Origin of the sequence: Pantoea sp. LMR881 (assembly GCF_027157825.1) — a bacterium.
GTDB lineage: Bacteria > Pseudomonadota > Gammaproteobacteria > Enterobacterales > Enterobacteriaceae > Pantoea > Pantoea haifensis.
Map to the genome: position 1 here is coordinate 1,103,737 of NZ_JAPVOK010000002.1, position 14,455 is coordinate 1,118,191.

Here is a 14,455-nt window from a genome sequence, read left to right on the forward strand (position 1 = left end):
GCATATGCAAATGTATAGACATCTGCCTGTCCCCTGCTCGTCAGCGGTGCAGCCCGCGCACCGTTGCGATGCAGCGTTTTCCGCTAAGTTGCTGCTTTCCCCTTCTTTACTGCGACGACTTTTTTGTGATCGGCCTGGCACAGCCCTTGCTACTTGTATAGACAAGATTAGACGCTTATGCTTCACTCGCTTTATTCCAGTAAACGCTAACGCTTTGAACGGGGTATTAGCGGCCACGCACTTGTATAGACAGGAGTAGACTATGTCAGGTTCATCGCAGGATGTGCGCCTGGTGCCAGGCGAGGTTGATCTCGCAACGTTACGCGCTATTTATCAGGGTAACGTCACGCTTAGCCTTGATGAGGGCGCTCGCGAGGCCATCGCGCAGGCACAAAGAACGGTGGAGACCATTGTGGCCTCGGGCAACGTGGTGTATGGCATCAATACCGGCTTCGGCAAGCTGGCGCAGACCCAAATCCCTGCTAACCGTCTGGCCGACTTGCAGCGCAACCTGGTGCTTTCGCACAGCACAGGATTGGGCGATCTGCTGCCGGATAATGTCACGCGGTTGATTGTGGCGAGCAAAATTGTCAGTCTGGCTCGCGGTCACTCGGGTGTGCGTATGGTGCTGGTCGATGCGCTGCTGGCACTGTTTAATGCGGGCATCATGCCGTGTATTCCCGCAAAAGGTTCGGTTGGCGCATCTGGTGATTTAGCTCCGCTGGCGCACATGTCGCTGATGCTACTGGGTGAAGGCCAGGTGCGCGTTCAGGGCGAAATGATCTCTGCGGTTGCAGGCTTAGCGAAAGTCGGTCTCGCACCCTTTGTTCTCGGTCCGAAAGAGGGGCTGGCGCTGCTTAACGGCACGCAGGTGTCAACAGCCCTGGCGCTGCGCGGCCTGTTTGAAGCAGAAAATGTGTTCGCAGCGGGCTTAATGGCCGGTGCGCTGTCGCTGGAAGCCATTAAAGGTTCGCTTAAACCTTTCGATGCACGTATTCATCAGGCGCGGGGCCAGCAGGGACAGATCGCTGTGGCAGCTGCCGTGACGGCGCTGATTGAGGGCAGCGAAATTCTCGGTTCGCACGTCAACTGTGGTCGGGTACAAGATCCCTATTCTGTTCGTTGCGTCCCTCAGGTCATGGGAGCCTGCCTGGATAACCTGACGTACGCCGCGCGCGTATTGCAGACTGAAGCGAATGCCGCCTCGGATAACCCGCTGGTGTTCAGCGATTCTGGCGATGTCATTTCTGGCGGAAACTTCCACGCCGAGCCAGTGGCATTTGCCGCTGACATCATCGCACTGGCCGTGGCAGAAATCGGTGCAATTTCTGAACGCCGCCTTGCACTGTTGCTTGATACCGGTTTATCCGGTTTACCCCCTTTTTTGGTGCACGACGGTGGCGTGAATTCAGGTTTTATGATCGCTCAGGTTACTGCCGCGGCGCTGGCTTCAGAAAACAAATCGCTGGCGCATCCGGGCAGCGTTGACAGCCTGCCGACCTCAGCCAATCAGGAAGATCACGTTTCGATGGCAACCTATGCGGCGCGTCGTCTTGGCGATATGTGTTTTAACACCGCCGCAGTAGTGGGAATTGAGGCGATGGCGGCGGCACAAGGCATTGAATTTAACCGCCCGCTACAGAGTTCCGCCTTGCTTGAACAGGCGATCAGTCTCATTCGCGAGCAGGTCGCTTTTCTGGAACAGGATCGGCTGCTCGCACCGGACATCGAGGCAATGCGTCTGTGGGCAAGCCGCACCGACTGGCCTCAACCTTTGACCGCACTGCTGCCCAGCATGCGTCCTCTTACTGCTGAATAAGGAATCCGACATGAGCGAAACCCTGTCTCAGGCCGTTGCACGTGAAGTTCGTGCGCCGCATGGAAATGAGCTGCATTGCGCTAACTGGCTGATTGAAGCCGCTTATCGCATGATCCAGAACAACCTCGATCCTGACGTAGCCGAACGCCCGGAAGATTTAGTGGTGTATGGCGGCATTGGCAAAGCGGCGCGAAACCGGGAATGCTTCGAGCAGATTTTGCGGTCCTTGCAGGTGTTAAAACCCGATGAAACGCTGCTGATCCAGTCCGGTAAACCGGTTGGCGTGTTCCGTACTCACGCCGACGCACCGCGAGTCTTGCTGGCGAACTCAAACCTGGTGCCGCACTGGGCCAACTGGGATCATTTTCACGAGCTGGATAAAGCGGGCCTGATGATGTATGGCCAGATGACTGCCGGGTCGTGGATTTACATTGGCGCGCAGGGCATTGTGCAGGGAACCTATGAAACCTTTGTGGAAGCAGGCCGACAGCACTACAACAACGATTTGCGTGGGCGCTGGATCCTGACTGCCGGTCTGGGCGGCATGGGCGGTGCGCAACCGCTGGCAGGCGTGTTAGCCGGTGCCTGTGTGCTGGCGATTGAGTGTCAGGAATCGCGCATCGATTTTCGCCTGCGCACGCGCTATGTCGATCAAAAAGCCACCTCGCTGGATGAAGCCCTGGCCATAATTGATGAAGCGACCCAGGCGAAAAAAGCCGTTTCCGTGGGCTTGCTGGGTAACGCGGCGGAAATTTTGCCAGAACTGGTGAAGCGCGCCAAAGCTGGCGGGCTAACACCCGATATTGTTACCGACCAAACCTCGGCTCACGATCCGATCAACGGCTATTTGCCGATGGGTTGGGATGTGGCGCGCTGGCAGCGGGAAAAACTGGATAATCCTAAAGCAGTGGAAAAAGCAGCACGCGCCTCGATGGCGGTGCATGTCCAGGCGATGCTCGACTTTTACCATATGGGTATCCCAACGGTTGATTACGGTAACAATATCCGTCAGGTGGCGCTGGATGAAGGCGTGCACAATGCATTTGATTTTCCGGGCTTTGTTCCCGCCTATATTCGACCACTGTTCTGTGAAGGCAAAGGGCCGTTCCGCTGGGTGGCGTTATCGGGCGATCCGCAAGATATCTGTAAAACCGATGCCAAACTGAAAGAGCTATTTCCTCATCATACGAATCTGCATCGCTGGCTGGATATGGCACAGGAACGTATCGCCTTTCAGGGTTTACCGGCGCGCATTTGCTGGCTGGGCCTGGGTGAGCGCCACCTGGCAGGCTTAGCGTTTAATGAGATGGTGCGCAACGGTGAGTTAAAAGCGCCGATTGTGATTGGACGCGATCATCTGGATTGTGGTTCGGTGGCTTCGCCAAATCGGGAAACGGAAGCGATGAAAGATGGTTCCGACGCGGTTTCTGACTGGCCGTTGCTGAATGCCTTACTGAATACCGCAGGCGGTGCGACCTGGGTTAGCCTGCACCACGGCGGTGGCGTTGGCATGGGCTTTTCACAGCATGCGGGCATGGTGATTGTCTGTGACGGCAGCGAGGCTGCTGACACCCGTCTCAGTCGCGTGCTATGGAACGATCCCGCAACGGGCGTGATGCGCCACGCCGATGCAGGTTATGAACAGGCGCAGGCCTGTGCTCAGCAGCATGGGTTGAATTTGCCCATGCAGCCCGCTGCGCGCTGATATTTTTGGCACCTCTGCGCACTGCTGCCCTATTGGTTCTCTGCCCTTTCTGCGGTAAACCAATAGGGCGATAGCGCGCCGTTAGCGATCAGCATCCGCTTGTTCAATCTCACTCTCTTATTACTTATTCCATTTTGTTTTAGGTTACAGCCATATTTCCCTGTTTCGGCAATAGACGCCGTGCCGCCTTGCCACTAAAGTGAAACCTTCTCAATCCGTAAGGAGCGCGTTTCTGCATGACCCTTTCCCCTGCCCTGCTTGAAGAAACCCTGCGCTGGCGTCACCAGTTTCATCGTGAACCTGAATTAGGCTATCAGGAGCACCGCACCAGTGAGGTCGTTGCACAACAGCTTGAACTGGCAGGCCTGCAGGTGAGTCGTGGGCTGGCGGGAACGGCAGTCATTGGCACGCTGGAAAACGGGCCGGGTCCCGTGATTGGCTTACGTGCTGATATGGACGCCTTGCCGATCACCGAAAAAGGCGATGTTGCCTGGCGATCAACGCAGCCCGGCGTGATGCACGCCTGCGGACACGACGGACATACCGCTATTCTGCTCGCCGCTGCCAAACAGCTCGCCGCTACGCGCCAGTTCAGCGGTACGGTGCATTTTATTTTTCAGCCTGCGGAAGAAAATCTCGGTGGCGCCCGAAAAATGGTGAAAGAGGGATTGTTTGAGCGTTTCCCCATGGATGCGGTTTACGCAATGCACAACTGGCCAGGCATGCCGCTTGGCTCGCTGGCGGTGAATCCGGGTGCGATGATGGCGTCACTCGATGCGTTCGAAATTACCCTGAACGGCAAAAGTTGCCACGCCGCCATGCCGGAAAGCGGTGCCGATCCCATGGTGGTGGCGGCTGAGTTAATTCTCGCCCTGCAAACTATTCCTTCGCGCCGCCTGTCACCTCTGACCTCTGCGGTAGTCAGCGTCACGCAAATTCACGGTGGCGAAGCCATTAACGTTATTCCGGAACAGATTGTGCTGCGCGGTACGGTGCGCTGCCTGCAAACCGACGTGCGCGATCGCGTACGAAGTTTGATTGAAGATTTTGTCCACACGCTGCCAAAACCGTTTGGCGTATGTGGGGAGATTGACTGGCTGCCGGGTTATCCGGTGACGGCCAATCACGCGGGTCCGGCTGAACAGGTGCGTCAGGTTGCGCAGCAGACTTTTGGCGAAGAGAAGGTGCAGTGGCAGGTCAATCCGTCGATGGCCTCAGAAGATTTTGCCTGCATGCTGGAAGCCTGTCCGGGTGCCTATTTTTGGCTGGGTGCAGATGGCGAAATCCCTTCCGCACCCTTACACAATGCCCGTTACGACTTCAACGATGCGCTGATCCCGCTGGCAATTACGTTTTGGCAGAACCTGGTTGAACAGACGCTGCCCCAGGCCTGAGTCAGTATCCGGCGTCGCGTAGCCGCTGCAAGCCGGCATCCAGCGAGTCACACTGACCGCTGGCTCGCAGGCAGCAGGCTATCTGCAAACGCAACGCTTCTGGCACCGCCCGCTGCTTCGCTAAGACGGTTTCGATCCAGCGAGCCGTCACCGCCGCAGTTTTGTCGCCTGGCAGTTCCAGCGTTATTTCAGGCTGCCGCGCCAGCCAAACTTCCGCCTCGGCCTGTGCGCCATGAATATAACTGATGGCCGGACAACGCTGCGGATTAGCATACACCTCGCCTTCTGTGCCATTCAGCAGGATGGCGGGAGCATCAATATCACTGAAAAACTTGCCGACACGCGGCACATATTCGGGATGTGACACGCTTGACAGACGCAGCGCCTCACGCTCGCCAAACGGTGTCGCCAGTTTAGCCAGGGTGTGCGCGCTGTTACGCACGCCCATACGCCAGCGCAGCGAGAGCTGTTTTGCCATGGGCGGGCAGAGGTGATCAATAGTGATAAACGCCAGTTCGCCGTTATCCAGCTTTGCCTGCGCCTGCTCTGCCGACGTCACGGGTTGAATGCCAAGTTCAGCAAAGACCGCTTCGCTGGTGACGCGCGTTGCATCGTCGCTCACGCCGTGCACCAGAACCGGAAAGCCGAGTTGCGACAACAGCAGCGCCAGCAGCGGCGTTAAATTTCCCTGACGGCGCGCACCGTTGTAGCTCGGGATTACCACCGGCATGGCACGACCGGCTGGGGCGTGAAGCGTCATCATTTTTGCCTGCATCGCCTGATAAAAACCGCGCATTTCGGCTTCGCCTTCACCTTTAATGCGCAGCGCAATCAGGATGCCACCTAATTCCAGATCGGGCACTTCGCCCGCCAGCATCGCGCTGTAAAGCGCCACCGCCGTGTCAAAATCGATATCGCGAGCGTGATTTTTTCCCCGCCCGATCTCTTTGATAATTTTATTCAGTTCCATCACTCGCTTCCCTTAAAGTGCGCGGCGGTCAGCGCCGCGTTGGCCGTTTTTTTCGCACGGTGCGCGTGGGTGCGCTTTTTATCTTTGCAGGTTCGGGTGTTGCTGGCTGCTCAATGGCAAAGACCGGCAGCGCCGCTAACAGTCGGCTGCCGTAGGCTTTACTCAGTAAACGGCGATCGTAAATGACAATCTCACCATAACATTGATGACTACGAATTAAGCGTCCAACCTGCTGTATCAACGTAAACGAGGCGCTGGGCAAACTCTGTACCTCAAACGGATAACGTTTGAGGCTTTTCAGCCACTCGCCTTCGGTTAAAATTACCGGACTGTCCACCGGTGGAAAAGCAATTTTATGAATGTGCACCTGGCTCAGCAGATCGCCTTTCAAATCCAGCCCTTCCGCAAATGACTGTAAGCCAATGAGAATGCTGCTATCGCCCTGCTCCACTCGTTTACGGTGCAGCTCAACCAGACGGCTACGCGGCTGATCGCCCTGCACCAGCATTGACAGACGCAAATCGGGCAAAAAGGCAACAAACTGCTGCATCGCACGCCCGCTGGCAAACAAAACCAACACACCTTTGTGCTTTTTTTCTGCCATTTGCTGACGGAAATAGCCTGCCATTTCGGCAATGTGTTCTGCTTCGTTCGACATTAGCGGTTCGTAACGCATCTGCGGGATCACCAGCTTGCCCTGATCAACATGACTGAACGGGGAATCGAGCGCGATAAAGCGATCGCCCGCCTTCTCATTTAATCCCGACATCTCCTGCAAACGGTTAAAGCTGTTGAGCGAGCGCAGCGTGGCAGAGGTGACCACCACATGAGGCACCTTGCGCCATAACAATTTTTCGAGCTGATCGCTGACGCGAATGCCGGCGCAGTGAAACAGCAAATGCGCCTGGCCTTCACGTAATTCGCGGGTGATCCATTTTGACACCGGTGCGCCGGAAGCTTTTTCCAGAGCGGCCAGGCGCCACAGCTTACTGATCGATTCAAACCAGCCAAACTGGCGATTCAGTTGCAGTAAGTTCCGATGCAAGCGCACCATATCTACCTTGCCGGTTTGTTCACTCAGCGCGTTAATTAAGCCTTCCGCCAGGCCTCGCAGCGCGTCACTTAACTTAAACAAACGCGCACACAGCGCCAGCAGTTCCTGAGGCAATTCGCCCAGGACGAAACGGTATTCGCCGGGCTGACTATGCGGCGGCAGCAGCGGATTCAGGGCGTTGCTGATAACAGTAAGAAGCTCACGCAACTCTTCACAGTGCGCTTTAAGACGCTCAGGGTTAGCCAGAGGTGGCGGCGATTTTGGTCGCATCTGCGTCATGATGCCGTCGACCAGTTTTACAAACAGATCGAGCTGTAAGCTGCTCCAGCCAGGCGTGATATCGGCGCTCATTTCCAGTGCATCACGCGCCACGTCGGGCAAGTGATGGCCTTCGTCCAGGACCAGCATTAACTGCTTCGCTGGCGGCAGCACCGATTCATTTTCCAGCGCCGCCATGACCAGAGCGTGGTTCGCTACCACCACATCTGCCTGTTCAATTTCACGTCGGGCAATAAAAAGGGGCATTCGCGATACCAACGGCAGTGCGCGCCGAGGCAACTGGCTTTATCTGTTGAGAGCCGCTGCCATAAGCTGTCGCTGACATTCTCTTCGCTGTGATCGCGTAACCCATCCCACTGATAGCGATCCAGCGATGTTTGCAAACGAGCACACTGCGTTTGTTCCTCTTTAGTGCTGCTAATCGCTTCATCATCGAGATACAACAACAAATCGCCTTGCTGGTCATCATCTGCCGCCAGAGCGGCCAGATTGCGCGGACAAACATAGCGACCGCGACCAAATGCCGCGGTAAAGGTGAGATCGGGAACGATCTTTTTAAGCAGCGGCAGATCTTTGGTAAAGATTTGATCCTGCAAAGCCACATTGGCGGTACTGATCACCAGCCGTTTCTCTTCAGCACGGCTGACGGCAATACCAGGGATCAAATAGGAAAGGGTTTTACCTACGCCTGTCGGCGCTTCTACCGCCAGATGGCGGCCATCGTCACCTGCCAGACATTTTGCCACTTCAGCGATCATCTGCCGCTGGGGCGCACGTGGAATAAAATCAGGCACCTGTTGCTGGAGTGATTTATACCACTGCGCTATCTGGCTTTTTAATGCTGCTGTCAGGGCCATTGTCTCGTTACCACCGGAAAAATTGCCTGTATTTTTACACAGTGTCCCGGCAACGTCAGCTTTCGTTATGATTTTTTCGTGCGCCATTCAGAAACTGGCTTCTCAGCACGCCTGATGAAAAGAACGACTCCCGAAAAGGAAAAGGCTCGGATAGTATGAACAGGTCTCTGTGTCCAGCAAAAGATAGCTGTTTGTTTTATACGATGCTGCGCCTGTTGCCAGCATCAATTATTTTGGGAAAGCGGAATGAGTGAAATGAATCTGGTGTTTCCTGCACGCATCTTACGCGGCGCAGGCGTTTTAGCGCAGTTAGGTTCCGTCGCGGCCAGCCTGGGAAAACGGGCGCTGCTGATTGGGGGTAATCAGGCGTTGCGTGCAGTGGAAAAGGACGTGCAGGCGCAGTTGCACACCGCTGACGTCACGCTACTGGCTCAGGAGTGGTTTGGTGGTGAAACCTCTTTATCACAGATTGAGCGCCTGGCAGCCCGCGCAGCCACATTGCAGGCAGACCTGATCATTGGCGTAGGCGGTGGAAAATCGCTGGATACCTGCAAAGCGGTTGCCGCTCAGCTTGGCTTACCGTTAATCACCATTCCGACAATTGCGGCTACCTGCTCAGCCGTAACGCCGCTGGCGATTCGTTATGACGATAACGGTAACTTTTACGATATTTTTCCCTTGCCGCAAGCGCCTGCTGCGGTGTTGATCGACAGTGAATTACTGGCCAGCGCCCCGGCTCGCTGGTTAGCGGCTGGACTGGGCGACACGCTGGCGAAGTGGTATGAATTTCGTGCCGTCAGCCGTCTGCACCCCGCGCGTGAAGGCAATGCGCTCTCCTCACTGGCTCACAGCAAGATCTGTTACGACGTGATTGCTGAACATGGCCCGCAGGCTTATCAGGCCGTGTTACAGGGCGAAAGCAGTGCTGCTCTGGATCAGGTGCTGGATGCTATTTTTACCTGGGCAGGTTTAACCTCGTTGATGAGCAACGGCGCTCACGCTGCCGCAGCGCATGCCATTTATGAAGGTTTTACCTTCTGTGATAAAACGCGAGAGTTTGGGCATGGGTTGTTAGTGGGTTTCGGCAATCTCTGCTTACTGGCGCTGGAAAATCGCCCGGATGCTGAACTGCTGGCAGAAATGAAACTGGCACGTCAGTGTGGCGTGCCGCTGATGCTGCGCGATATCGCCTTGCTGGATGAAGCTGAGCTGGCTTTGGTGATTAGGGAGTCGGTCCATGCGCCAGACATGGCGATGATGGCAGAGCCGGTGACCGAGGCAAGCGTGCTGGCCGCGATTCAGCGCGTTGAGGCATTAGCAGCGCAGGTTTAATTTTCTGCGGCCTGCTCTTTCCATCCCCGCCTCTGCCACAGAAAGAGCAAGAGGCGGCTAAATGACCCGCTATTTTTTACTGCAATACTTTAAACATCACGGTGGTGGCCTCGAAAACACCTTCGGTTGATTCGGCATAAAACGGGATCGAACCTGCCACCTGCCAGCCAAGCGAGCGATAGAGCTCGCTGGCAACATCACCGCTGCGCGTATCCAGAACCAGCAAGGTTTTCCCCTGTGCCTGCGCACGCAGTTCGGCCTGCTGCATCAACTGGCGGGCAATGCCCTGACGTCGCGCCAGCGGCAGCACCAGCAGTTTACTGATTTCGGCGCGATGACGGCCGTTAGGCATTCCGCTGTTATTCACCATTACCGTTGCCACCACGACGCCCTGCTGACGTGCCACCAGCAAATCACAGTTTCCACGGGCGAGGCTGTCAATCCGATCCTGCCAAAAGCGCGCAATGACATCACGATCCGTGGCATCAATAAAACCGATACTGCCGCCATCAGCGACGCAGGCCTGCAATACATCACAGAGCTGCGGCAATAGCTGTTGCGCTTGTGTCGCACTGAGCTGTTCATAATCGATCATGGTTTACACACCACCAGCAGATATCGCGCGCCCTCGGTCAGGTGAGCAGCAAACGAAGATTTTCCTGTTAAATGAAAGCGTAAGCTGTCACCGGCGCGCAGCGTCCACTGTTGCGACGCCAGAGTGAGGGTTAATCCCCTTCGCGTAGCCAGATATGTTGCTCCATTCCGTGCAACGGCGGGGCATCATAATCGATGCGAGCGCCGGGCCGCAGCTTGCCCTCTACCAATTCGCATCTAAAATTAGTGGCAGGTGGTGACACGTTACGGCGATGAAATCCACTGGCTTCATCATGCCAGACTGGCTGCTGATCACGCGTAAGCAGCAGGTCTACGCCCTCCTCAACCTCGCTTAGCAGACGCGACAGGGTAAGCCCGTACGCGACGCACAGGCGATTAAGCAGTGCTGCCGTTGGACTGGTCTCGCTGCGTTCAATACGCGATAATGACGCCCGACTAATGCCTGTTGCTGTCGCCAGCTCGTCCAGCGACCAACCACGTTGAAGTCGAAGCTCGGCAAGGCGAGCGGCCAGCCGTTGTTCTGTATCCGGTATTTGCATCGGCACTCTCTCATTTTTGGGAATTAATTCTCAAATATGAGATTAAGCAGAAAATAAGCCCAACGGTCAAGTTGTACAGGCAAAAATCTATTGTACAACTTAACGTGCCTGGTTAAGGTGTTTCGACTCCGTCAGAAAAAAGAGGATTGTATGACCTTTTACAGTATCGGTGATGTGGCCGAACGCTGTGGAATAAACCCAGTCACTTTACGCGCGTGGCAAAGACGCTACGGCTTATTAAAGCCACAACGCTCCGAAGGTGGACATCGTCAGTTCGACGACGAAGATGTTCAACGTATTGAAGAGATTAAACGTTGGATTGAAAGCGGTGTGCCGGTAGGAAAAGTCAAAGCACTGATGGAAGGCAGTGATATTGATGCGCATGATGGCTGGACTAATCTACAGGATGAGCTGATTTGCACGTTACGCCATGTTCGCCCCGCCAAGCTGCGTAATAAAATTGCGGCTGTTGGCCGGGAACATCCGGTAGATGCGCTGATCGATCACGTTTTTATGCCGGTGCGTCAAAAGCTCGGCCTGGATCAAAACACCGCGCGCACCATGTGTAGTCTGCTGGATGGCTTACTGATCGATTATGTGGCTTTTTGTCTTAACTCTGGACGTAAAAAAGCGGGTAAAGATGCGTTAATTATTGGCTGGGGCATTGATGATCGCACCCGCATCTGGCTCGAAGGCTGGCGACTTTCACAGCACGGCTGGCGTATTGATGTACTGGCTGAACCGCTTGATTTGCCCCGCCCGGAACTCTTTCCCGGCATGAATATGTTTGTCTGGACCGGTAAAAAATTGACGCGTCGTCAACAGGAACAGATGGATCACTGGAAGGAACAAGGCTACAGCGTTCATCTGCACGAAACGCCTTGATAACAAAAACGCACGCCGGGCGCTTTGCCTGCTGCCTTGCGCGCGCTATTATTCCCCGCTCTCTGTCTTACTCTCGGGTTTCTGCATGAACTGGCAAAAATCTTTTTCGCAACGCTGTTTTTCATCATGGCTATTGGCGGTACTGGCGGCTTGATGCTGGTCGGTTACAGCCTTATTGTGCACGCACGCTAAACCAGCGTTGCAGACGCTCAAACAGACGGTCGCTGACAATCGCTAAAAGGGCTACCAGCAATGCGCCCTGAATCACATAGGCTGTATTAAAGCCGCTCAAACCGATAATCACGGGCGATCCCAGGCTTTTTGCCCCGACGGTGGAGGCAATCGCCGCAGTGCCAATATTAATGATCACGGAAGTACGCACGCCTGCAATGATCACCGGCGCAGCCAACGCTAATTCCACCTGCCATAAACGCTGCCAGGCACTCATGCCGACGCCCTGGGCGATTTCGCGGCTGCTGGCAGGCACGCTGTCAATTCCCGCTAAGGTTCCCTGCAAAATGGGCAAGAGTCCATACAGCAACAGGGCGATCACGGCAGGCCAGGCGCCAAATCCCATCACCGGCACGGCAATGGCTAGTACCGCGACTGGCGGCACGGTTTGCCCGGCAGCAACAAGGGTCTCAATCACGGGACGAAACGCGCGTCCATGCCGACGCGTGACCAACACGCCGCTACCGACGCCAATAACCACCGCCAGCACGCTGGCGGTTACCACCAGAAAAGATGCGCCAGCGTGAGCTGCCAGAAGCTATCCTGCTGGTAAAGCGGGCGAGCGAGTTCAGGAAACCAGTGGGCAAACAAGGGGCCGCTGTAGGGCATCGCACTAAGCAGTGCGAGGTAAAGCACAACCAGCCACAGCAGCGGATCCTTTAACCAGCGCATTGCATACCCTCACGCAGGTTAAGCAAATCATTAAAATGCAGTACGCCCAGCGGTTTTAACTGATCGTCCACCACCGGCAACTTGTCGGTGCGGCGCGTAATAAATTGCGACAGCGCCTCTCTTAGCGACAAGCCGGCAGCGATCGGTTCTCCTTCCAGCCATTCGCCGCGCCGGGCAGCATTACCCGCCTGACCCAACGCCAGTAGCCTGACCCCCATTTCACTTCGACCAAAAAAATCCCGCACAAAATCATTTTTTGGCTGCGTTAACAGTTCAACCGGTTTGCCCTGTTGCACAATTTCACCGTCATCCATCAACACGATGTTATCTGCCAGCGTCAGCGCCTCATCAATGTCGTGGGTAACCAGCACGATAGTGCGTCCCGACAGGCGATGAATGCGCAACATCTCCTGCTGCAGCGCGCCGCGTGTCACCGGATCGAGGGCACCAAAAGGTTCATCCATCAATAAAACGTCCGGATCGGCTGCCAGCGCCCGTGCCACGCCGACGCGCTGCTGTTGTCCGCCCGAAAGCTGATGCGGATAACGCTGCAGCAATTGCTCGTCCAGATTGAGCAGCGTAAGCAGTTCCTCAATCCGCTCGCGTACCCGATTTTTCTGCCAGCCCAACAGCGCGGGCACCGTGGCAATATTTTTTTCTACGGTCCAGTGCGGAAACAGGCCGATAGACTGAATGGCATAGCCCATGCGGCGGCGCAGCGCCCTGGCATTAAGCTGACGAATCGCCTCACCGGCAAAGCGAATCTCGCCTTCATCCGCTTCCACCAGCCGGTTAATCATCTTAAGCGTGGTTGATTTCCCCGATCCCGACGTGCCGAGCAGAACACTGAACTCGCCCTGATCGATCTTCAGCGATAAATTTTTTACCGCCGCTTTACCGGCAAAATATTTGCTCACGCCATCAAACTGAATCATTTTTTTCTCCAGCAGAGAGATAAGCAGCCGAAACAGCGCATCAATGATGACCGCCAGCGCAATCACCGGAATGACGCCAAGCAGCACCAGATCAAGTGCGCTACTCAGCAGCCCCTGAAAAATAATCGCACCAAATCCCCCGCGCCAATCAGTGCCGCGACGACGGCCATGCCCAGCGTTTGCACCACCACCACGCGCAGTCCTGCCAGCCACACGGGCAGAGCTAACGGTACATCAACCGCAATGAGTTGCTGTAACGTTCCCATTCCCATGCCGCGCGCCGTTTCGCGTACATCCTGCGGTACCTGTTGCAGTCCCACTACCACGCTGCGCACCAGCGGCAGCAAGGCATAGAGCACTAACGCAATGAGTGCAGGCGCCATTCCAATGCCGCTTACTCCCCAGTCGCCAAGCCAGGGATAATGTTTTGCCAGCCCCGCCAGCGGCGCTATCAACAACCCAAACAGCGCCACCGATGGCACCGTCTGGATCACGTTCAGCACGCTGAAAACGGCGCTTTGCCAGTGGCTACGGCGATACAGTGCAATGCCCAGCGGCAGCGCAATAATCAGCGCAGGCAGCAAGGTTCCACCAAGCAGGGCCAGATGGCGCGAGAGGGCGGCGTCAAACACCGACTGACGATTGTCGTACTCTTTGAGCAAAGAGAGCTGATCAAGCATACCGCCAAACAGCAGCAGTAACGGGATAATCCATACTTGCAGGTTAAGCAGCAGTTGCCAGAGCTTATGGCGCGTCAACTGACGGATAGTGTCAGTGATTAACAGCAGCGTGATCCCGCTCGCACACCACATGCCACTGGCAAAACTGGTGCGCGCCAGCGGGCTGCCCTGGCTTGCCAGCAGGGAGGCCTGATTGCCGCTTAAGCCAATCATCCCGGCCAGCAGTAACTCACTGGCCAACAGGGAGATCAGCAGCGTGCCGCGAGTCGGTTTTGGCCACGACGTGATAACCAGCAGCGCCAGCGGCAGGAGCAGCGCCATAGCCTTACTCACTTGCCACAGCATTAACGGTTGACCACCCACTAAACGATTCGCGGCGTGGCTGAGAAACGGCAGGCTGACCAGCGTGATAACCAGCAGCGTGACCAACAGCAGCGCCACTGGCGAGCCACGGGGGTGAATCATCGCATCCCGCGATATCAGCATCG

General features: G+C 55.8%; 8 protein-coding genes and 4 pseudogenes. 5 read left to right on the forward strand and 7 right to left on the reverse strand.

The features are described from left to right. The first annotated feature begins 262 nt into the window (after positions 1–262). From hutH to O3W44_RS07045, 3 genes are all read left to right on the forward strand, one after another. Positions 263–1,819: a histidine ammonia-lyase gene (gene hutH, locus O3W44_RS07035; RefSeq protein WP_269292505.1), complete on the forward strand. Its 1,557-nt coding sequence runs from the start codon at positions 263–265 to the stop codon at positions 1,817–1,819. 10 nt (positions 1,820–1,829) lie between these two features. Then, a complete protein-coding gene (gene hutU, locus O3W44_RS07040) occupies positions 1,830–3,524 on the forward strand; it encodes a urocanate hydratase (protein ID WP_269292506.1) in 1,695 nt (564 codons plus the stop codon). Between the two features lie 236 nt (positions 3,525–3,760). Then, complete coding sequence (locus tag O3W44_RS07045; RefSeq protein WP_269292508.1) at positions 3,761–4,918, forward strand: M20 aminoacylase family protein; 1,158 nt, start codon at positions 3,761–3,763, stop codon at positions 4,916–4,918. A gap of 1 nt (position 4,919) precedes the next feature. Here the strand turns inward: O3W44_RS07045 and ybiB are convergent, their stop codons facing one another. Next, on the reverse strand, positions 4,920–5,888 hold the full coding sequence (gene ybiB / locus O3W44_RS07050) for a DNA-binding protein YbiB (protein WP_269292509.1): 969 nt from the start codon (positions 5,886–5,888) through the stop codon (positions 4,920–4,922). A 28-nt stretch (positions 5,889–5,916) separates the two neighbouring features. Next, positions 5,917–8,078, reverse strand: a pseudogene (gene dinG, locus O3W44_RS07055) (ATP-dependent DNA helicase DinG). Between the two features lie 246 nt (positions 8,079–8,324). On the opposite strand from dinG, the gene O3W44_RS07060 reads away from it, so the two are divergent. Then, positions 8,325–9,410 (forward strand): iron-containing alcohol dehydrogenase family protein, encoded by a 1,086-nt coding sequence (locus O3W44_RS07060; protein WP_269292510.1) that lies wholly within the window; start codon positions 8,325–8,327, stop codon positions 9,408–9,410. A gap of 76 nt (positions 9,411–9,486) precedes the next feature. Here the strand turns inward: O3W44_RS07060 and O3W44_RS07065 are convergent, their stop codons facing one another. Both O3W44_RS07065 and O3W44_RS07070 read right to left on the reverse strand, forming a co-directional pair. Further along, positions 9,487–10,005 carry a GNAT family N-acetyltransferase gene (locus tag O3W44_RS07065; RefSeq protein WP_269292511.1) on the reverse strand — a complete coding sequence of 173 codons (519 nt, stop codon included), beginning with the start codon at positions 10,003–10,005 and terminating at the stop codon, positions 9,487–9,489. Further along, a pseudogene (locus tag O3W44_RS07070) lies at positions 10,002–10,564 on the reverse strand (helix-turn-helix domain-containing protein). The gene O3W44_RS07065 and the pseudogene O3W44_RS07070 overlap by 4 nt, the downstream one beginning before the upstream one ends. A gap of 150 nt (positions 10,565–10,714) precedes the next feature. Here O3W44_RS07070 and O3W44_RS07075 point away from each other — a divergent pair. Beyond that, positions 10,715–11,449 (forward strand): MerR family transcriptional regulator, encoded by a 735-nt coding sequence (locus O3W44_RS07075; protein ID WP_269292512.1) that lies wholly within the window; start codon positions 10,715–10,717, stop codon positions 11,447–11,449. 172 nt (positions 11,450–11,621) lie between these two features. On the opposite strand, the pseudogene O3W44_RS07085 reads toward O3W44_RS07075, so the two are convergent. The 3 genes and pseudogenes from O3W44_RS07085 to O3W44_RS07095 all read right to left on the reverse strand — a co-directional run. Further along, positions 11,622–12,352, reverse strand: a pseudogene (locus O3W44_RS07085) (ABC transporter permease). Further along, positions 12,340–13,287, reverse strand: a complete 948-nt coding sequence (locus O3W44_RS07090) for an ABC transporter ATP-binding protein (RefSeq protein ID WP_269294386.1) — start codon at positions 13,285–13,287, stop codon at positions 12,340–12,342. Before O3W44_RS07090 ends, O3W44_RS07085 begins: the two are co-directional and overlap by 13 nt. Further along, positions 13,288–14,453, reverse strand: a pseudogene (locus O3W44_RS07095) (ABC transporter permease); the annotation flags it as partial. Positions 14,454–14,455 lie beyond the last annotated feature (2 nt).

Bases quoted from the DNA above. Each gene is read 5' to 3' on its own strand.
- hutU (WP_269292506.1), top strand. From the start codon at position 1,830: ATGAGCGAAACCCTGTCTCAGGCCGTTGCACGTGAAGTTCGTGCGCCG.
- hutH (WP_269292505.1), top strand. From the start codon at position 263: ATGTCAGGTTCATCGCAGGATGTGCGCCTGGTGCCAGGCGAGGTTGAT.
- O3W44_RS07065 (WP_269292511.1), bottom strand. From the start codon at position 10,005: ATGATCGATTATGAACAGCTCAGTGCGACACAAGCGCAACAGCTATTG.
- ybiB (WP_269292509.1), bottom strand. From the start codon at position 5,888: ATGGAACTGAATAAAATTATCAAAGAGATCGGGCGGGGAAAAAATCAC.
- O3W44_RS07075 (WP_269292512.1), top strand. From the start codon at position 10,715: ATGACCTTTTACAGTATCGGTGATGTGGCCGAACGCTGTGGAATAAAC.
- O3W44_RS07045 (WP_269292508.1), top strand. From the start codon at position 3,761: ATGACCCTTTCCCCTGCCCTGCTTGAAGAAACCCTGCGCTGGCGTCAC.
- O3W44_RS07060 (WP_269292510.1), top strand. From the start codon at position 8,325: ATGAGTGAAATGAATCTGGTGTTTCCTGCACGCATCTTACGCGGCGCA.
- O3W44_RS07090 (WP_269294386.1), bottom strand. From the start codon at position 13,287: ATGATTCAGTTTGATGGCGTGAGCAAATATTTTGCCGGTAAAGCGGCG.